The 22761-nt window shown below is 36.6% G+C and carries 6 protein-coding genes and 1 pseudogene; all 7 read left to right on the top strand.

Going from position 1 to position 22761, the window contains the following annotated elements; genetic code table 11:
* Positions 1-12 precede the first annotated feature (12 nt).
* The 7 genes and pseudogenes from AC0L3Q_RS20105 to AC0L3Q_RS20075 all read left to right on the top strand — a co-directional run bounded on the left by AC0L3Q_RS20105 (position 13) and on the right by AC0L3Q_RS20075 (position 22512).
* Positions 13-885 carry a cupin-like domain-containing protein gene (locus tag AC0L3Q_RS20105; protein WP_473282333.1) on the top strand — a complete coding sequence of 291 codons (873 nt, stop codon included), beginning with the start codon at positions 13-15 and terminating at the stop codon, positions 883-885.
* A gap of 37 nt (positions 886-922) precedes the next feature.
* Complete coding sequence (locus AC0L3Q_RS20100) at positions 923-1501, top strand: GNAT family N-acetyltransferase (protein ID WP_473282332.1); 579 nt, start codon at positions 923-925, stop codon at positions 1499-1501.
* 167 nt (positions 1502-1668) lie between these two features.
* The gene (locus AC0L3Q_RS20095) at positions 1669-5610 is read left to right on the top strand and encodes an amino acid adenylation domain-containing protein (RefSeq protein WP_473282330.1); all 3942 of its coding nucleotides are present in this window, start codon (positions 1669-1671) and stop codon (positions 5608-5610) included.
* Positions 5611-5624: 14 nt separating this feature from the next.
* A pseudogene (locus AC0L3Q_RS20090) lies at positions 5625-12434 on the top strand (amino acid adenylation domain-containing protein); the annotation flags it as partial.
* Positions 12423-19259, top strand: coding sequence for an amino acid adenylation domain-containing protein (locus tag AC0L3Q_RS20085; RefSeq protein ID WP_473286983.1), 6837 nt, complete (start codon positions 12423-12425; stop codon positions 19257-19259). The pseudogene AC0L3Q_RS20090 and the gene AC0L3Q_RS20085, both read left to right, overlap by 12 nt.
* Positions 19260-19561: 302 nt before the next feature.
* Positions 19562-20842, top strand: coding sequence for an aspartate aminotransferase family protein (locus tag AC0L3Q_RS20080; RefSeq protein WP_473282328.1), 1281 nt, complete (start codon positions 19562-19564; stop codon positions 20840-20842).
* A gap of 11 nt (positions 20843-20853) precedes the next feature.
* A complete protein-coding gene (locus AC0L3Q_RS20075; protein WP_473282326.1) occupies positions 20854-22512 on the top strand; it encodes a cyclic peptide export ABC transporter in 1659 nt (552 codons plus the stop codon).
* Positions 22513-22761: the final 249 nt, after the last annotated feature.

The following is a 22761-nucleotide window of genomic DNA, read 5'->3' as shown; positions in this document are numbered from 1 at the left end:
ACTTCATGCAAAATGGAAATTACAATAGTTGACAAAATAACAAGAGAAGAGTTTTACAAAGAATTTGTAAACAAATCCAGGCCTGTCGTGATAAAGAATATGGCAAGTTCCTGGAAAGCTCTAGACTGGAGTAAAGAATACTTCAAGAACTTGGACACCGATATTAAAGTTCCGGTTAAGACCAAAGACATCACCAAAGGAAACAAAGAACAGATTCTTTTGAGCGATTACATCGGATTGTTAGAGGAACATGAAAACGATCAAAACAATAATGGCAAACCGCCAGCAATGTATCTTCATGATTATCCTTTCTTTTATCAGCATAAGCAGTTTATAAAGGATATAGAACCTTTCCCGGTAGAATTGTTACCCAAATGGTATTCCAAAAACTACGAAAACTATATTCAGTTTTTTATGGGAGGTAAAAACAGTTTAACACCGCTTCATTTTGATACGCTGTGTACGCATAATCTGTTTTTTCAAATCATGGGAAAGAAAAAATTTATTTTAATTCCTCACGATCAAAAAGAAGATTGTTACATGGATGGTTGGCGTTGGGCAAAATTCGATCCTAGTCAACCAGATTATAGCATTTTTCCTAATTCGAAGAATGTAGAATCAATGGAAGTTGTGATCGAGGGAGGAGATATTCTGTATATCCCTTCTGGAATGTTACACCAGGTTCATGGGTTAAGTTATTCCATCTCGTTTAACATAGATTGGCATACACCCTCTAGTGCGTTTAAAGGAATTCGAAGTATACTTAAAGGTGCACCTTTACAAAATTTGTATTACAACTTTTTGATTTTCCTTGGTGTTACGTGCAAAGTATCTCCAAAAGCGATATTCAAGTACTATAAGTCATATTTGAATTATACCAGCTAAAAAACGCTATAAAACAATACACTAGAATTATTGGTTTATGAGACGTATAAAAGTTCAAATAGCAAACAACACTCATTTGCAATACGCAAGAGAGATTAGCGAAATGCTAACCAGTTCTGCCGGGGTAAGAGGAACAGTTATAGCTATGCGTAGTCCAGCATATATTGCTTCAAAAATGAGTGCTAACGATGCAGTAATCGCGTTATACAAAAATCAACTGGCAGGTTTTTGTTATATCGAAGTGTGGGATAATAAGCAGTATGTGGCTCATTCGGGGTTAATCGTACATCCTAATTTTAGAAATCAAGGATTAGGAAAACGAATTAAAGATTATGTATTTAAGCTATCTTTAAAAAAATATCCAAACTCCAAAGTTTTTGGAATAACCACAGAACTTGCTGTAATGAAAATTAATTCTGATCTGGGGTATCAACCTGTGACTTTTTCAGAATTACCCAATGATCCTCAGTTCTGGAACGGTTGCAATACATGCACAAATCATGATATTCTTCTCGCAAAGAAACATAAAATGTGTTTGTGCACAGGAATGCTGTATACACCAGAAAAAAAATCCATAGAGAAAAAAGAATGGCTCAGTATTAAAATGCCTTTTTAATCTCTGGTAGGTATCATTACTTACCAAAACTTCAAAAGTGGTTAGTCCACTATTCAACTAGAAATCAAATTTCTAAATCATAGATCCTTAGACTTTCATGTCGAGTTGGACATAGGGATTACCTATGTTTCATTAGTATAATTGATGTTTACCATAAAACTATTATTGTGAATCAGAGCAGTCAAATTCTTGAATTATTACAAGAAGCAAAAGAAAACGGGGTTAATTTACTTTTAGATCAAAATAATTTAAAGGTAAAAGTAAATAAAGGGATTACTATAGATCCCAAGATATTAGCGAATCTTAAAGCCAACAAAGAAGCAATTATCACTTTTTTGGATAAAGAAGCTAATAATCAGAAGAAAAATGTATCCAAACTACCCGAAATAGTAGCTTATGACAGAAAAGATGAGGACAAGGTTCCATTGTCATTTTCTCAAGAGCAATTATGGTTCATAGACCAATTGGGAGATGGAAGTTCTAATTACCATATGTCAGGTATTTTTGAGGTTACCGGTGATATACATACCGAAATCTTGGAAAAGGCAATTCGTAATGTGGTAAATCGACACGAAGTGTTAAGAACGGTTTATAAGGATGAGGATGGAATAGGTTATCAAGAAGTATTGGATAGTGATGGATGGAATTTTGAAGAAAGTATAGCCATAGATCAACTGAACGAAGAAGAGATTAGAGCTATTGTAGCCAAAGAAACGGGGAAACTGTTTGATTTGTCCAAAGATCATATGCTTAGAGTTACCCTTTTGACACAAGGAGGAAAGACCAAGCGAATAGTCATTACTATGCATCATATTGCTTCTGATGGTTGGTCTTTGGGGATTCTTTTGAAAGAATTATTAGTATTCTATCAACAAGAATTAACCGGAGAGTCAATTGATTTGCCAAAGCTACCAGTGCAATACAGCGATTATAGTATTTGGCAGCGATCCTTTCTTTCAAAAGAAACATTATCAGAGCAATTGGCATATTGGAAAGATAAACTTTCTGGAGTTCCTGCTCTGGACTTACCCCTAGACTTCAAAAGACCGAAAGTTCAAGATACATCAGGGCGTACACTGAATTTTAAGTTCGATTTGGATGTATTAAATCGTCTTAAAAAATTGTCTAATGAAAAGGGGACTACTTTGTTTATGACCCTACTAAGTGCCTTCAAAATTCTGATGCATAGATATAGCGGTCAGGATGATATTTGCGTAGGAATTCCCGTAGCCAATCGCGAACAAGAAGAAATCTCGGGGTTGATTGGTTTTTTCATAAATACTTTGGCTTTACGAAGTGATTTAAGCGATGCACCTAGTTTTTCAGAATTACTTTCTCAGGTAAAAGAGACTGCAATGGATGCATATCAGTATCAGCAAGTACCCTTGGATAAAGTAATAAGAGAAGTGGTAAAAACCAGGGATACCGAAAGGAGTCCACTATTTCAGGTCATGTTTGCGATGGATACCAACGAAGGTGCTTCAGATAATTCCGCAATCAACGCAAATGGATTTGAATTAACAGAAATTCCATTCGATGATCATACGTCAAGATTCGAACTAAGTATGGATGTTTCCGAAGAAAAAGATGGGTTAGGGGTGATGATTACCTACGCGACATCTTTGTTTAGCGAAACAACTATTCAAAGATTGGTGGCAAATTTTGAAGAATTATTAAGATCTATCCTTATAGATCCAGAACTGGAAGTAGGGAAATTATCTATTTTACCAGATTCAGAAAAGGAAAAGCTTCTGCTTGATTTTAGTAACGAACACCAGCCAAATTCAACAGGAGAAACTATTGTTGATTTATTCAGAAAAACAGTAAAAAACCGTGAAAATGATACCGCATTGGTATTTGGTAATACAATACTAACCTATGCACAGATTGAAGAAAGATCGAATCAACTAGCGGCGCATTTAATCCAAGATCACCATATCCAAGTAGGAGATCTGGTTGGGATTAAGTTAGAAAGAAGTGAATGGATGATCATTGCTATCCTGGCTGTGATAAAGACAGGTGCAGCTTACGTTCCTATTGATCCTGCGTATCCAGAAGAACGCATTCAATATATGTTAGAGGATAGTGGGTGTACATTGTGTTTGGAGGAAGAAAAACTAGATAGTTTTATTGAAATCCAGGATACATTTTCTAAAGAATTTGTAGCTCCAAAAATTACCGATGAAGCTCTGTTATATGTAATCTATACTTCTGGAACAACAGGAAATCCTAAAGGAGTAATGATTCAGCATCGTTCGTTGGTAGCAAGATTGTTTTTCTATAAGGAATACTATGAGTTAACAGAACAGGATACCGCTTTGTTTTATCGATCTTTTAGTTTCGATGGAGCATTAGAAGAGTATATGATGCCTTTTATTCTTGGGGTGAAATGTATTATTGCAGCACCTGATTTTAAATACGATTTAAGAACAAACTTTGTATCCTATATCGAGCAATTTGGAATTACCAAAGTAAATATGCCGCCGGTGTTATTGCATGATTTGTTAGAAACGCTTAGCGATAGTGATATTGATAAGATTGCTTCGCTGAGACATGTGATATCGGGAGGAGACAAATTAGCGCATCAGGATTACATCAAGTTTAATGAAAAAATTGGGCAAAGAATTAATGCACACTTGTACAATTCATACGGTCCAACAGAAAATACGATCGATTCGACCATATTCAAGTTTGAAAATGGAAATACAAATACCACTGTCCCTATCGGGAAACCGGTAGGAAAATCAAGCGTTTATATTGTAAATGAAGCCAATGAATTACAACCTATTGGATGTGTTGGAGAAATCTGCGTGGCAGGACCAGGACTTTCGTTAGGATATCTTAACCGACCTAATCTAACCAATGAGAAATTTGTACAGAATCCTTTCTGTAAGAATGAGAAAATGTACAGAACAGGAGACCTAGGTCGCTGGTTAGAAGATGGCAATGTAGAATTTATAGGAAGAAAAGATGATCAGGTAAAAATACGAGGATATCGTATTGAGCTTGGAGAAATTGAAAGTGTTTTGAATGAAGCACCTTCTGTAGATCAAGGAGTTGTTCTGGTAAAAGAAGATGATAATGGAAGTAAAAAACTTATTGGGTATGTAGTAAGTCGAGGAGAATTTCAAAAAGAAGACATTATAACGCATCTTAAAACAAGGTTGCCAGAGTTTATGGTTCCTCAATTATGGGTGTCGTTAGAAACTATACCATTAACGAATAATGGAAAAATCGATAAAAAATCATTACCAGAACCAGATTTTGGGAGCTCACCAGATGTTTCGTACGAAGCTCCAAGAAATCCTTTAGAAGAAGACTTAATCGAAGTTTGGCAAGACCTGCTAGGGGTGCAAAATATAGGAATTCACCATAATTTTTTCGAATTAGGTGGAGATTCTATTATCAATATTCAAGTAGTAAGCAGAATAAAACGACTTGGATACCAGGTAAAACCAATGGATTTATTCAAACACCAATCCATTGCCGAGTTGTCTGGAGTGATATTGAATAATACTTCAAAGAATGCAAATGAACAAGGTATTTTGGAAGGGGAGAGTGAATTAATACCTATTCAGAAACGTTATTTTAAGAACGCTCATCTGGCAAATACGCATTATAATCAGTCGGTTAATTTGGCTATTGATAAAAGTGTATCAGCATCTTCTTTGAAAGATATTACCAGAGCCTTGGTAAAACATCATGATGCGCTTCGTTTTCAGTATGCACAGGATGGAGATGGAGTTTGGAAACAGTCCTATGGAAGTGATCAGGAAAATGCTTTTCAGGTAGAAGATATTCATACAATCCCAAGTATTTATTTAGATCAAGAGGTGACAAAAATTTGTAATCACTACCAACGTCAACTTTCTATTGAAAATGGAGAGGTGTTTAAAATAGTTCTTATGAAAACTGGGAATGATGAAACTATGAATCGTTTGTTTGTAGTTGCTAATCATTTAGTGATCGATGGAGTATCCTGGAGAATACTATTAGACGATATTGTTCTTTTGTTAGAAGGCGTGAATAAAGGGGAGTATACTATTGATTTGGGAGAAAAAGCTCTTCTTACAGACAATGGGCCGACGCACTCACAAATTATGCATTAAGTGAAGAATTAAAACCAGAAATACCATACTGGCAATCTGTTGTCGATGCGTATACAGAATTACCTGTAGACAAAAAGAATGGAGCTTCTGCGTCGAAGGATGTAAAAGAGTTTGCTGTTACATTGGATCAAAAGTTGACTAAAAAACTGCTTCAAAAGACCAACCATGCATACACAACAGAAATCAATGATATCCTATTATCAGCATTAACTAAAACAATAAATGACTGGTCGGGAGCTAATGAAGTAATCATTGGTTTAGAAGGACATGGTAGAGAAAACATTTCAGAAGCAATAGATGTTAGTCACACCGTAGGATGGTTTACCAACCTGTATCCGGTTTCATTAACCTCAGAATCTAAGATGACAGAGGGAGATATTGTTAAATCTACCAAAGAAGCACTTCGAAAAATTCCGAATAAAGGGATGGGATATGGTGCTTTGGCATATATGCATACTTCAGAAGAAGTAAGAGAATCGTTAACCAAACTTTCTTTTGATGTTATATTCAACTATTTGGGGCAGTTAGATAATGTTATTGGTAATAATGAATTTCTTGAAGTAGCTCCAGAATCAAAAGGTAAAGATGAAGGCGAGGATTTTCCTTTCAAAAGCAAATTTGTAATCAACTCTGAAATTATCAATGGAGAATTGCGGATCACATGGGGGTACTCGAATAAGCAATACAAGAAAAGTACAGTACATACTTTAGCGAACAATTATCTAATTAACCTCGAGGCCATTATTACTCATTGTAGTGCACAAACAGTTACTACACATACACCTTCAGATTTTGGATTGGGAGATCATGTGTTGTATACTTATTTTGATCTGTTTACACAAAAACTTGAAGATTTGGGAGTCAAAACTTCGTCAATCTATAAGCTTAGTCCTTTGCAAGAAGGGATGTTATTTCATGAGCTTTTTGATGATGAACCTACTAATTATCTGAATCAAACTATAGTGAGCTTTCCAAAGGGAATCAATATACCAGCTTTTGTGGCTTCCTGGGAGTCTGTTATCAAGAATCATACTATTTTAAGAAGTTCATTTTTTCATAAGGAATTACCTATTCCTGTTCAATGTGTACATGATGAGGTGAATTTACCGGTTTTTGAGTTGGATTACAGTGGGTTTAGCGAGACTGAGATAGCGACAAAGATGGCGAAGTTATGCAAAGATGACCTTGAAACGGGTTTTGAAATGGAGAAAGCGCCGTTGCTTCGACTTACCTTTATTAAGACAGGAAAAGAATCATATACTCTTTTATTTACTCACCACCATATTTTGGTGGATGGATGGTCAATGTCCAACATTTTTGATGAGTTATTAAGAGGTTACGAAATAATTGTACGGGGAGGGGTTGTAGAGCCCATAAAAGAAGATGCTTACAAGGACTATATCGATTATATCCAGGAAAAACAGGATGTAAGAGAAGAAGGTTTTTGGAAGGAGTATTTAAAGGATTTACACTCTACAACAGTTCTCCCCTTTACAAATATTGATAATAAAAGAAATAAAACAATCAACGAGGTTGTCGTATCAGATTTGTTATTGTCCGAAGAGTCAACTAACAAACTCAAAAGTTATGCACAAACCAATAGATTGACAGTAAATACAATTCTTCAAGGGGTATGGGCTTACTTGTTACATAAATACAACAATGCTAGTAATATATCTTTTGGAGTAACGGTTTCTGGAAGACCACCAGAACTGGAAAATTCTGATAAAAGAATTGGGCTGTATATCAATACATTACCGTTGTTTTCAAAACTAGATAGTAATGAATTGATATTAGATTGGCTGAACAATATACAAACAGAACATACCGTATGTAGAGAACATCAGTATACAAGTTTGTCGACTATTCAAAGATTGAGTGGTGTAACCAACGATTTGTTTGATAGTATCCTGGTTTTTGAAAATTATCCAATTGCAGAAGTTCTAAAAGAAAACAAACAGGTTTTGGATATTGATCATTATGAAAGTATTGATTCGTCGAATTACTTGATGACGTTGATTGCCAGTATGGATGATCAACTTAAAGTATTGTTTAGTTATGATGCTTCTCTATTGAATGAAATTGAGGTTGAAAATATCAAAAGACATTTTGCAAGTGTACTTGGGCAGATCATCAATGGTTCGGCAAATAAAACTTCAGATTTGGAGTTGTTATCACCTTCAGACCGTTCCCAGATACTAGATGGATTTAATGCTACGGCTTTGGATTATGGTTATGGATCATCGATTGTAGATTGTTTTAGTGCTGTTGCAGCAGATTATGGGGATCGTGTAGCGATCAAGGATGGAGAAACATCCTTTACCTATAAGGAGTTGGATGTTTTATCCAATCAGTTAGCACATTATTTATTATCCAATCACCAGATCGGTTTGGATGATTTGGTAGGAGTTAAACTAGAGCGAGGCTCTTGGTTATTGGTATCGTTATTAGGTGTTTTAAAATCAGGAGGTGCTTATGTTCCTATTGATTCTGGTTATCCAGCAGATAGGATTGCTCATATAGAATCAGATAGTGGTTGTAAAATTACTATTGACCCTTCTTTTATAGCATCATTTAGAGATGCTGTTTCAGATTTACCTACAGATTTACCTTCGGTTGTTATTAATCCAGATACTTTGAGTTATGTGATGTATACCTCTGGATCTACTGGTATGCCAAAAGGGGTAATGATTACTCATGATAATGTAGTTAGTTTATCCAAGAGTTGTGATTACATTCCATTAGATACCGATACAGTTTGGTTATCTACGGGTTCAGTATCATTTGATGCAACTACAATAGAGTTTTGGGGGACCTTACTCAATGGAGGATGTTTGATTTTAAGTGATATGGATTCACTATTAGATTCCTCATCTTTAGGGAATTTAATTGATACTCATAAGGTCACTACATTATGGATGACAGCCTCTTGGTTTCATCAGGTCGTGGAGGAAGATCTAAGTATTTTCTCTGGATTATCGTATTTACTAGTAGGAGGAGATAAGGTATTGTATAAGTATACCAATAGAATCAAGGAAGCTTACCCAGATTTGAAATTACTCAATGGATATGGTCCTACAGAGAACACTACATTTTCGACAACGCATACAATTTTAGGAGATCAGGATCAGGATCTTCCTATCGGTAAGCCGATTAAGAACAGTACAGCCTACATTTTAGACGATAGTCTAGAGGTTTTACCAGTAGGCGTAGTAGGCGAGTTATGTTTAGGCGGATCAGGCTTAGCCAGAGGCTATTTAAATAGAGAGGAATTAACTAGTGAGAAGTTTATCGCTCATCCGTTTAAGGAAGGGGAGCGTTTATATAAGACGGGAGATTTAGCCCGATGGTTACCCGATGGTAGTATTGCCTTTGTAGGTCGTAAGGACGATCAGGTAAAGATTAGAGGGTATCGCATCGAGCTAGGGGAGATCGAGAGTGTTTTACATGATGTAGTAGGAGTTGTACAGGGCGTTGTTCAGGTTACAACGGATGCTCAAGGCGTAAAGCGTTTGGTAGGTTATGTAGTTGTAGAAGCAGATTTAGATCGAGAAGGTATTATAAGTGGTTTAAGTGAGCGTCTACCAGACTATATGATCCCACAGTTATGGGTACTACTGGATAGTCTACCATTGAACCGCAATGGTAAGGTAGATAAGAAGTCCTTACCAAGTGTTGATGTATCCGAGCTACAGGGAGTTGAATATGTAGCTCCACAGACGGTTACAGAAGTAAAATTATCCCAGTATTGGTCAGAGCTACTAGGAGTAGAAAGAGTAGGTATAGAGGATGATTTCTTTGTACTGGGAGGTCATTCCTTACTAGCGACCAGAGTAGCTACTTATATCCGCAGTGAGTTTGAAGTGGATATTCGTATTAGAGACTTGTTTAGTTACACTAGGTTAGTAGACTTGTGTAATTATATCGATAGTTTAGAGAAGAGCAGTATAGTAAGCATCGGTAGTGTTGAGCGTCCAAAGCGTATTCCACTATCCTTTGCACAGGAACGTTTATGGTTTATCGATCAGTTAGAACAAGGGAGTTCTAGTTATCATATGCCAGGAGTTTTTGAGATCAGTGGGGTTTTAGATAAAGATGTATTAGTAGGCTCGATCAATAAGGTGATCAATCGTCATGAGGTATTACGTACGGTCTATAAGCAAGAAGACGGCGTAGCGTATCAAGAGGTAATGCCAGAGGATCAGTGGATATTAGAGAAGAACATCAAGATCGATGGTTTATCAAAAGAAGCTATCGATACATTGATCGATAAGGAGATTGCACGTCCCTTTGATTTGAGTAGTGATCATATGCTACGAGTTACGTTATTAGAAGAAGAAGGTAAGGCGAAGCTATTGATCTTTAACATGCATCATATTGCTTCTGATGGTTGGTCTCATCCGATATTGTTAGAAGAGTTATTAGGATATTACCGCTCGAGTATACAAGGCGAGGCTTTAGCGTTAGCTGATTTACCGATTCAGTATGCGGATTATAGTATTTGGCAACGGGAGTATCTATCAGGAGATCGATTAGCTACACAGCTAGGCTATTGGAGAGATACCTTATCAGGAGTTAGTCCCTTGGAGCTACCCCTGGATTATGTACGTCCTAAGGAACAGAGTATGGCAGGGGATAGCCTAAGCTTTGATTTGAGTTCAGATATCTTAGAAGGTTTAAAGGCTATTTCTAAAGATAAGGGGAGTACCTTGTTTATGACGTTGTTATCGGCCTTTAAGGTGTTGATGTATAGGTATAGTGGTCAGGATGATATTTGTATAGGTACCCCTATTGCGAATAGAGAACAGGAAGAGGTATCGGGCTTGATCGGCTTTTTTGTCAACACTTTGGCATTGCGAAGTGATTTGAGTGGTAATCCAAGTTTTGAGGCGTTACTGGCTCAGGTAAAGGATACGACTTTGAGTGCTTATGAGCATCAGCAGGTTCCCTTTGAGAAGATAGTAAGTGAGGTGGTACGCGATAGAGATATGAGTCGCAGTCCACTATTCCAGGTGATGTTTGCATTACAGAACAATGAGGTATTGGATAGCGACACGAGTCAATCTAATGATGGATTTGAGTTAGAAAAGTATAAGCACAATGAAAATACATCTCAATTTGACCTAAGTTTTAATGTGGTAGAAGACAATAATGAACTTATTGTAGATATAGAATATTGTACAGATCTTTTTCATAGATCAACGATTCAACGAATTGCATCTCATTTCGAAGTATTGTTGAGAAGTATTGTTCGTAATTCTACTAGTAAAATCATCGATCTAGAGATCTTAACAGAAGTAGAATCAGATCAATTATTGAACGATTTTAATGCTACAAATGTCACCTATGATCAGAACCAAACGATTCTTGATATATTCTCTAGTCAAGCCAAAAAGACACCAGATCAGATAGCTGTAATTTATGGTGATGATTCACTTACCTATGCAGAACTGGATGCACGCTCAACACAATTGGCGCATCACTTAAGAAATAAAGGAGTTACAGAAAATACCCTAGTCGGGATTAGTATCTCTAGATCGATGGAAATGATTATAGGAGTTTTGGGAGTTTTAAAATCAGGAGGTGCTTATGTGCCTATTGATCCAGAATATCCATCAGATCGTATCAATTATATGTTAGAGGATTCTGTAGTAGCGTTAGTGCTAAGCAGTAGTATTGATGCAGCCTCAATATCAGTCAAAAAAGGGTTGGATGTTATTTTACTAGATACGGATTGGGATAAGATTAGTAAGGAATCCACAGAGAATATAATAACTGCGTTAGAACCCAATCACTTGGCTTATATGATCTATACTTCTGGAACCACTGGAAATCCAAAAGGAGTAATGGTTACACATTCATCTTTATTGAATATTGCTTTAAGTTGGAAAGACGAGTATAGCTTAGACGAAGAGATACGACTATTACAGATGGCAAGTTTTTCATTTGATGTGTTTACAGGTGATGTATGTCGTAGTCTTTTATTCGGTGGTACGATGGTGATCTGTCCCGCAGAGATTCGTTTTGATCCCGAAGGTTTCTATGAATTACTATCCTTGCATCAGATCAATATCATAGAGTTAACACCCTCATTAGCAATTCCTCTAATGGATTATGTGTATGAGGAGTCATTACCAATTTCCTGGTTACGTTTATTGATCTTAGGATCAGATGTATGTTCTACAGTAGATTTCAAGCGTTTATTAGAGCGTTTTGGAGCTTCGGTTCGTATCATCAACAGTTACGGTACGACCGAGACCACCATAGATAGTTCATATTTTGAGGCTGAAGATATTTCTAGCTTAGATCGTTTATCGAGCGTTCCAATTGGTAAGCCATTATCCAATACTACATTTTATATCCTGGATTCGAATCAGCAATTGCTACCGATTGGTATTGCAGGAGAGTTGTATATCGGTGGGTCTGGCGTATCCAAGGGGTATCTCAACAAGGAGGAATTAACTTCAGAGAAGTTTGTACCACATCCATTCAAAGAAGGAGAGTTGTTGTACAGAACTGGGGATTTGGCCAGATGGTTACCCGATGGTAATGTAGATTTTATAGGTAGAAATGATAGTCAGGTGAAGTTACGAGGATATCGTATAGAACTTGGTGAGATCGAGACTGCTGTATTAGAATTACCAGCGATTACACGAGCTGTAGTTTTGGTTAAAGAAGATGAAGCTGGCATTAAGCGTTTGATCGGGTATGTTGTATCCGAGGCGAATTTTGATCGTGATATGATCGTAGAAGGCTTACAGGATAGGTTACCAGATTATATGATTCCTCAACTATGGATTGCATTAGATGAAATGCCATTAACCAGTAATGGAAAGGTAGACAGAAAGTCGTTACCAAATCCTGATATAGCAGAGTTATTAAATGATGCGTACGTAGCACCAACTACTGAAATAGAGCTGAAAATCTCAGAATATTGGAAAAACATTCTACATCTTGAACAAATAGGAATTCATGATGACTTTTTCATGTTAGGAGGACATTCGTTACTAGCAACCAGAGTGGCGACTTTTATCCGAAGTCACTTTAAGGTGAATATACGGATCATGGATTTATTTAGATACACTACCATTCATGATTTATCCAAGTATATCGAAACCCTGGAACAATCAGAGGTGTCAGTTATCAAAGCAGAAGAAAGACCGGATTTGATTCCATTATCATTTGCGCAAGAACGTTTGTGGTTCATTGATAAGTTAGAAGAAGGAAGTGCCAGTTATCACATGCCTGGAGTTTTCGAAATTTCAGGAACTTTGGATAAAGGGGTATTAGAGCGAGCGATCAATAAGATTGTTAATCGTCATGAAGTATTACGAACGGTATACAAAGAACAAGATGGGGTTACCTATCAAGAGATCATGCCAGAAGATGTATGGTCTTTTGAACCTATCATTGATATTAACGAAGTGCCTTCCGAAGAATTAGAAAAAACTATAAATAAAGAAATAAACAAACCTTATGATTTAAGTAAAGATCATATGCTAAGGGTTACTTTACTAGAAGAAAAAGGAACTCCTAAGCGATTGATTTTTAACATGCATCATATTGCTTCAGATGGATGGTCACAACCAATTCTACTTGAAGAATTATTAAAATTATATCGCAGTGAAGCTAAGGGTGAAAGCACAGATTTACCTTCATTAGCTGTTCAATATGCAGATTACAGTATTTGGCAAAGAGAATACCTTTCTGGAGATAGATTGGCAACTCAATTGGGATATTGGAGCGAGAAGTTGAACGATCTAAATACTTTAGAACTTCCGCTAGATCACGCCAGACCTGCAGAACAAACGATGAATGGAGCTAGCATCCAATATACCTTAGATGATGCCATAGTAAAAGGAGTTAAAGAGCTATCAGAGAGAAAGGGAGTCACGATGTTTATGACCTTACTTAGTGCTTTTAAGGTATTAATGTATCGTTATAGCGGACAAGAAGATATCTGTATAGGAACTCCGATTGCAAACCGTGAACAAGAAGAGGTTGCTGGTTTAATAGGGTTCTTTATCAATGCATTGGCATTGCGAAGTGATCTAAGCGGCAATCCAAGTTTTGAAGAATTGTTGGCTCAGGTTAAGGATACCACGCTAGAAGCGTATGAATATCAGCAAGTTCCTTTCGAGAAGATTGTAAATGAAGTGGTAAAACAACGTGATATGAGTCGTAGTCCACTATTTCAAGTAATGTTCTCTCTTCAGAATAATGAGGACTCAGAAATTGAAATTAGATACGAATCTGAAGGTTTTAAGCTTGTAGAATTATCTTACGAAACAGAAAATACACCTTATGATTTAAAGTATGATGTTTCTGAAACAGGAGACCAACTTGAAATTAATATTGAATATTGTACAGATCTATTTTCACCATCTACTATAGAACGCATGTTCTATCACTATGAGGAATTACTACGATCGGTACTGGCTAATAGTACAGAACGAATAGATGAATTATCCATCCTTTTAGATAATGAGCGCGATCTAATTTTAGGACGTGTTGGAACGGCTGATGGAGATTGGTTTAATGCAGGCAGTGTAGATTTGGGTAACGATCGTCCGATCAATGTTTGTTTTGAAGATATAGTGTCGGATTATAAGACTTCGGTTGCTGTTGTTCATAATGATCAGGTATGGAATTACAAAGAGTTAAATGAATATGCTAACCGATTAGGGCATTTACTTCGTAATCTGGGAGTAACTTCTTCAGATTGTGTAGGGGTGTATTTGGATCGCAGCCCAGAGTTTTTGGGATGTTTGATGGGGATCATCAAAAGTGGAGGTGTCTATACACCACTAGATACGCAAAATCCTTCACATCGTATAGGATTGATGTTATCCAAACCTGAGATGACTACGTTGATCACAACTAGCGAGTTGCTGGCAACTTTAGAAGATGTGCCTCAATCCAGAATTATCATAATTGATGAAATTGACAATGCTTTGGAAACAAGCACTAGCAAATCAGATGTTAAGGTCTATGATCAAAGAGATCTGCTATCAATGCCAGTTGATAATGTTGAGAATCAAAATCGTTTAGACAGCTGGGCATATGTATTGTATACATCCGGATCTACAGGAGAGCCTAAAGGAGCGATTACGCGTCACGACGGTGCCATGAACCATATTTTGGCAGAGTACGATCTTATGAATTTACCAGATGGTTTCAGATTTTTACAAAGTGCTGGGATAGGTTCTGATATTTCAGTGTGGCAGATGTTAGGGGCGATTTTGAAAGGAGGAACTTGTGTGATTGTAGATAAATATGATTTGTTGGATTACAATAAGTTGTTACATATCATTACAGAACATCAAGTAAATCTTGTCGAGTTTGTTCCTACCTATATGTGGGGCTTATTAGAGCATATAAACAATCTTTCATCTGGCATAGCACTTCCAGATTTGAACTGGGTGATGTTAACAGGAGAGTCTGTGCCGCCAATGTTGATTAACGAGTTAAAACGTTTATATCCAAATATTGGATTAGTGAATGGTTATGGACCCTGTGAGGCATCAGATGATGTGATTCAATATGAGTTTGTAGAAACATTACCATCAAATCAATCTCGTGTACCTATCGGAAAGGTTATTCATAATATGAATGCCGTGATTTTGGATAAACAAGGCAATTTATGTCCTATAGGAGTGATCGGAGAGATTGGTATTACCGGAGTAGGAGTAGGAGCTGGGTACCTTGGTTTGCCAGAGCGTACTGCACAGAGTTTTGTAGCAAATCCTTTTGAAGATTTGTTAGGAGATGTTATGTATAAAACTGGAGATTTAGGTCGCTGGTTACCTGATGGGACTATGGAATTTTTAAGAAGAATAGATAGTCAGGTTAAAATACGTGGACATCGCATAGAACTAGAAGAAATTGCATCATGCATTCGTAAAGACGAGCGAGTATCAGACTGTCATGTTATGGTGCATAAGAATAGTGAGAATAAAGAATATCTAATATCCTTTGTTGTTTTAAATTCGGTTTCTGAAGAAGTATCTAAGGTAATGGATGAATTACGCGAAGTATGTAAGGGGGAATTGCCTGCTTATATGCATCCATCACATTATTTGATTATAGATGAAATGCCTATTAATTTGAGTAACAAGGTTGATAGTAAACAATTACTGTCCATGTTCTTTACTCAGGAAGATTTAGGAGAATTAACAACAACGACTTATGTAGCTCCTCAAACGACTACTGAGGTTGCTTTGGCAGCGTATTGGTCAGAGTTATTAGATGTAGATCGAGTAGGGATAGATGATGATTTCTTTGTATTAGGGGGTCATTCATTATTAGCGACTAGAGTGGCAACATTTATTCGCAGTGAGTTTGGAGTCGATTTACGTATTCGAGATTTATTTAATTATACAAGATTAGTCGATTTATGCAACTATATCGATAGTCTTGAAAAGAGTACTGTCGTTCGTATAGGTAATGTGGATCGTCCAGAACGAATTCCTTTATCCTTTGCCCAGGAGCGATTGTGGTTTATTGATAGGTTTATCGAAGGAGATGCTTCTTATCATATGCCTAGTCTTTTTGAAGTAAAAGGAGAAGTTAATCCGGAACTTTTAAAGGATGCGATCAATAAGGTGATCAATCGCCATGAAGTATTGCGTACCGTTTACAAAGAATCTGCCGGTGCTGCGTATCAAGAAGTGATGCCAGAGAATACATGGGAACTAGAACGTAGCTTAAGTATCGATGGTTTATCAGATGATGCATTAGAACGTTTAATTAGTAATGAAATCGAACGTCCCTTTGATTTAAGTAGCGATCATATGTTGAGAGTTACGTTACTAGAGAGCGAAGGTCGAGCGAAGCTATTGATATTTAATATGCATCATATCGCTTCAGATGGTTGGTCCTATCCAATTTTGTTGGAGGAATTATTAGGATACTATCGTTCTGAATTAAAAGATGAAACATTAGATATACCGGCATTACCAATCCAGTATGCAGATTATAGTATTTGGCAACGGGAATATTTATCCGGAGATCGTTTAGATACTCAGTTAGGATATTGGAAAGATCAGCTAGAAGGGGTCGCTCCGCTAGAGTTACCTTTGGATTATACACGACCTAAAGAACAGAGTATCAATGGAAATTCTTTAGAAATTACTTTAAGTAAAGAAGTTTTAGATGGTCTAAAAGCGATTTCAAAAAATCAAAATAGTACCTTGTTCATGACCTTGCTAACAGCTTTTAAAGTGTTGATGCATAGATATAGTGGTCAGGATGATATTTGTATAGGAACTCCGATAGCCAATAGAGAACAAGAAGAAGTTTCTGGATTAATCGGCTTCTTTGTCAATACGTTGGCTCTGAGAAGTGATTTGAGTGGTAATCCAAGTTTTGAGGAGTTACTGGCTCAGGTAAAGGATACTACCTTGGGCGCCTATGAGCATCAGCAGGTTCCTTTTGAGAAGATCGTAAGTGAGGTGGTACGAGATCGGGACATAAGTCGCAGCCCATTATTCCAGGTAATGTTTGCACTTCAGAATAATAAATTTTCTGATAGCGAAATGAACTATGAAAATGATGGTTTTGCTCTAGACGAAATTTCTCATGCCGATCGTACAGCACAATTCGACTTAAGTTTTAATCTTGCCGAGGTTAACGAAGAATTAATTATAGATATAGAATATTGTACTGACCTTTTCTATAGATCCACTATAGAACGAATGGCTAAACACTTTGAGGTGTTGCTACAGAGCATTATCCTTGATTCGAGTCAGGTTATAGGGGCATTATCGATATTATCCAAGAAAGAGCAACAAGAAATTTTGTTTGACTTTAATCAAACCGAGGTTGCTTATAAAAAGGGTCAAACTATCCTTGATGTATTTGCTAGTCAGTCCAAAAAGACACCGGATAAGGTTGCAGTAATTTATGGAGAAGCGTCACTTACCTATGCAGAACTGGATGCTCGTTCGACACAGTTGGCACATCATCTAAGAAATAAAGGAGTTACAGAAAACACCTTGGTAGGGATTAGTATATCCAGATCGATCGAGATGATTGTCGGGGTTTTGGGAGTTATTAAATCCGGAGGTGCTTATGTGCCTATTGATCCAGAATATCCATCAGACCGTATTAAGCATATGCTCGAGGATTCTGAAGTAGGCATTGTACTTAGTAGTAGTGTTGATGCAGAATCAATATCCATCAAAGAAGGATTGGATGTTGTGTTACTGGATAGTGGGTGGGATGCCATTAGCAAAGAATCGACAGAAGATGTAGAGACTTCTCTACAGGTTGATGACTTGATTTGTGTAATTTACACTTCTGGAACGACAGGACATCCAAAAGGAGTGATGGTTACTCATGCTTCTTTATTAAATATAGCGTTAAGCTGGAAAGATGAGTATGGTCTGGATGAGGATACTAGATTATTGCAGATGGCGAGTTTCTCATTTGATGTGTTTACTGGCGATGTATGTCGTAGTCTTTTATTCGGAGGTACGATGGTGATCTGTCCAAAGGTTACAATGTTTAATTTTAAAGAACTGTATCAATTATTAGCCTTACATCAGATCAATATTATAGAGTTAACACCTTCATTAGCCATTCCTCTAATGGATTATGTATATGAAGAGTCATTACCAATTTCATGGTTACGTTTATTGATCCTGGGATCAGATGTATGCTCTACAGTAGATTTCAAGCATTTATTAGAACGTTTTGGAGACAGAGTTCGTATCATCAACAGTTATGGTACGACCGAGACTACGATAGATAGTTCGTATTTTGAGGCTGAAGATATTTCTAGTTTAGATCGTTTATCGAGCGTTCCAATTGGTAAGCCATTATCCAATACTACATTTTACATTCTGGATTCGAATCAGCAATTGCTACCGATTGGTATAGCAGGAGAGTTATATATCGGTGGATCAGGTGTATCCAAAGGATATCTCAACAAAGAGGAATTAACCTCAGAGAAGTTTGTACCGCATCCATTCAATGAAGGAGAGTTGTTGTACAAGACTGGAGATTTGGCCAGATGGTTACCCGATGGTAATGTTGATTTTATTGGTAGAAATGATAGTCAGGTGAAGTTACGAGGATATCGTATAGAACTTGGTGAGATAGAGACTGCTGTATTAGAATTACCAGCAATTACACGAGCTGTAGTTTTGGTTAAAGAAGATGAAGCAGGGATCAAACGTTTGGTAGGATACGTAGTATCCGAGACCGATTTTGATAGAGAAAACACCATAGAAATTCTAAAGGATAAATTACCAGATTATATGGTCCCTCAGTTATGGATTACATTAGATGAGATGCCTTTAACCAGTAATGGAAAGGTAGACAGAAAGTCATTACCAGATCCTGATGTAGCAGAATTATTGAATAGTGCGTATGTCGCTCCTGAAACAGAGATAGAGATAAAACTGGCGGAGCTATGGAGCAACTTATTGAAAGTAGAAAAAATAGGAATTCACGATGATTTCTTCACCTTAGGAGGACATTCTTTAATGATTGTTCGTTTATCAACTTTGATCAGTGATCATTTCTCCGTAGAAGTACCTATTCGAATTTACTTTGAATTTACAACGATTGCAGAGTTTTCAAAATATATCAAATTGATTACCGCAGATCAGGAAACCGAAGAATTCGAGGTATTAGATTTCTAAATCCATTAAGCATAAACATTTTTTAATTAAGAAACATAGAGTAGTATAGAACAATCTTGTTCTTACCAAAGTATATCAATACCTGATATATAACATCTTTTTCCGAACGGTAAAACTTCAATCAGGTTCGGGTCAAACAAATAGTATCAATCAGTAAAAGAATTAAGTATGAAAGATTTTTCAAAAATGCATCTTGCAGAGACGTCACGTATAATAACTTCAGAAGTACCAGGAAAAAGTCTAGGGAATTATTGCATCTCCAGCAAAAAATCGAAGGTAGTATTGTTTCCTACCCAAGAAAAATGCCAATAGCTATCAAAAAGGCCAAAGGAGCCATTATTGAAGACATGGATGGGAATCATTTTATCGATTTTTTTGCAGGTTGCGGGGTATTAAACGTGGGACATAGCAATGAAGAGGTTTTACAAAATGTAAAAGAACAAATCGAAAATGTGATCCATGTATTAGATTTTCCAACAGAAACTAAAATGGCAGTGATTGAAGAGATTTTGGATCAATTACCATCCTCTTTTAAAGGTCAGTATAAAGTAAGTTTTGGTGGACCTACGGGTTCTGATGCTATTGAAGCAGCAATAAAACTTGCTAAAATTAAAACCGGAAGGGATACTATTATTTCTTTTAGAGGAGGGTATCACGGAATGAGTTCTGGTGCTTTAGCCCTTACCTCGGATACTGGTTTTAGAAACAACATTACTTCCTTAATGCCAAATGTGCATTTCGCCCCTTTTAATTATCCGTATAGAGCCAAAGGAAACAACTATGATAAAGCGAGTTGCCTGGAATACTTTGAGAGTATTTTCAAAAATAGCCATTCTGGTATTCCTAAACCAGCTGCCATTGTAGTAGAGCCAATTCAAGGTGAAGGTGGTAATATCGTTCCAGAAAAAGGATATCTGGAAGAGTTAGTACGAATCGCTCATGAGAATGATGTGCTGGTTGTATTTGATGAAATTCAGAGTGGTTTTTTCAGAACGGGAGAGTTCTTGGCATTTATGAATACCGATGCGCAACCTGATATTATTACAATTTCTAAAGGACTAGGGGGTATTGGCTTACCATTATCAGGAATCATTTACAAGAAAGAAATCGAGGCTTGGGGGCCAGGAGCACATATCGGGACTTTTAGATGTAATCAAGCAAGTCTTGCAGCTGCCAAAGGCGCCTTCGATTTTGTGAAAAAATACAATCTAAAGGACCATGTAAAAAAGATGGAAGTGCTGTTGAAAGATGGTTTAAAGAGATTACAAAACCGCTATCCTGTGATTGGAGATGTTAGAGGTCAGGGACTAATGATAGGTGTTGAAATTGTAAAAGACATCGAAAGTAAAGAGCCTTTCCCAGAATTTGTAAGTCATTTTAGACAAGTATGCTTCGAAAATGGTTTGCTGTTTGAAGTAGGTGGGCATCATGATAATGTAGTCAGAATCGTACCACCACTCAATATTACACCAGAAATCATTGATTCTGCATTGAATATTATGGAAACTGCATTTAGAGCTTCTTATGATTTCTACTTTGAAAAAGAAGAAGCCAAGGTAATCGCCGAGATTTTTAACTCATAAATTAATTTGAAATGAAATTTTTTAAACTTTTAAACAAAAAATCCAACCTGTTTTTCGTTTTTCTAGCGCTTTTAGGTTTAATCGATAGTGTATGGATTACAATGTTACTTGCATTTATCGATACCAAAATCACAGGTGAACCATTACCTATTTCAATTGTAGAAGAGTATGATGCTATTTTTTATGCTGGAGCAATGGTTTTGTCCTTTATCGTTTCCAGATATTTTCAGTCTCATATGGTAAAACTGACGTGTACCTTTGGAACAGACCTGGCACTTTCTATTTTTGATAAATTACGATTTACTAATTATTATGAATTTCAGGAATTAGGTCAGGATAGAATACGAACGCTTATGGGAGATGTGGGAACTATCCAACGATTTCCAACCACATTTATTGAGGTTTTTAAAGCCGGAGTTATGACGCTAATAGGCGTTTCTTATATGTTTTATACGCATTTTTTCGCGGCGCTAATTTTATCCTCGGTATTGCTGGTACTAACCATAGTGTTTTATTTCAGGAATATATCTATCGGAAATGATATAGAAGACCTGCGAGATCTCCAGAATACCAACGAGCAACACACGAATAACTTTTTAAGAGGTTTTAAAGAAATCAAAACCAGTATTACAAGAAGTGGAGCTATCTTTAAATATATCAGCGAAGTGAGAAACGGAATGAAATCACTGAATATAAAGATATTGTCAAAGTATATTATTAATGAACTTTTGGCTAGTCATGCAGTATATTTGGTAATAGGGGTGATCCTGTTTGTACTTCCTGTATTGATGAGTGTTGAAGCTTCGGTAATTGCAAGTTTTATTATGATCATATTCTTTTTGACAGGGCCTCTTACAGTGCTGGTTTCCGAAGTTGAAGAATTCACTCGAATGAACACCGCGTACAAACGTGTGGACGAATTTAATCAGATCATTAATGCATCTCAATCCATTAGTATTGGATACGGGGATTTGACCGATATCAATGAATCTTTCCAAAGCCTGAGATTCGAAAATCTGGTATATGAATATACAGATAAGGAAAAACAATCTACTTTTACTTTGGGGCCTATTAACTTAACGATTAATAAGGGAGAGTGCGTTTTCATTACAGGAGGTAACGGAAGTGGGAAAAGTACATTTATCAATTTACTTACTGGTTTATATCTACCTATTTCTGGTAATATTTACCTAAATGATCATAAGATTAGTGCAGAAAATTACCCATTTTACAGAGATCAGATATCAAGTATTTTTACCGATACCTATTTGTTTGATGAAAACTATAATGGTTTCGATATTGATCCGATCAATGCAGAACTAAATAGCTTGATCGAAGAAATGAAGATCTCCAGTATCTTGAAAATAGATGATGAAAAGAAGGTGTTTAACCTAACCTTGTCAAAAGGACAGCAGAAAAGGTTGGCACTTATCTATGCGCTTCTCGAGAGAAAAGAGATTATTGTACTCGACGAATGGGCAGCAGAACAAGACCCAAGATTTAGAAAGTACTTTTACGAAAAGTTAATCCAAAAAATTACTGCTTCAGGAAAAACTTTGATCGCAGTAACACACGATGACGAATACTTTGATTGTGCAGAAAGATTAATTGAATTTAAGTACGGCAAAGTGTACAAAGATCATCAAATAAAACAATTACAAGAGGTCTAGATGATATTCATGTCAACTATACACCCGACGCATACAAATAATGATGTGATTATTGGTTGAAAAGCCATAGCATCTGTAGTCTTTTCTTCAGCTTATTTCACACAATTCTTTTAGAAGAAACGACACCGAAATTCATCCTTAAATACAAGATTTCTAACCTCAAAACTTTGCTTTTAAAAGGTTTTGAGAAGGAGTTCGCATCTCTTTTTTAGAGGTTTTAAGACAAAATTAAATTACAAATACCAATTC

It is taken from the genome of Aquimarina sp. KJ22-3 (assembly GCF_055808215.1).
Note: the sequence above shows the minus strand (reverse complement) of the source record. Positions and strands in the feature narration are given on the sequence as shown.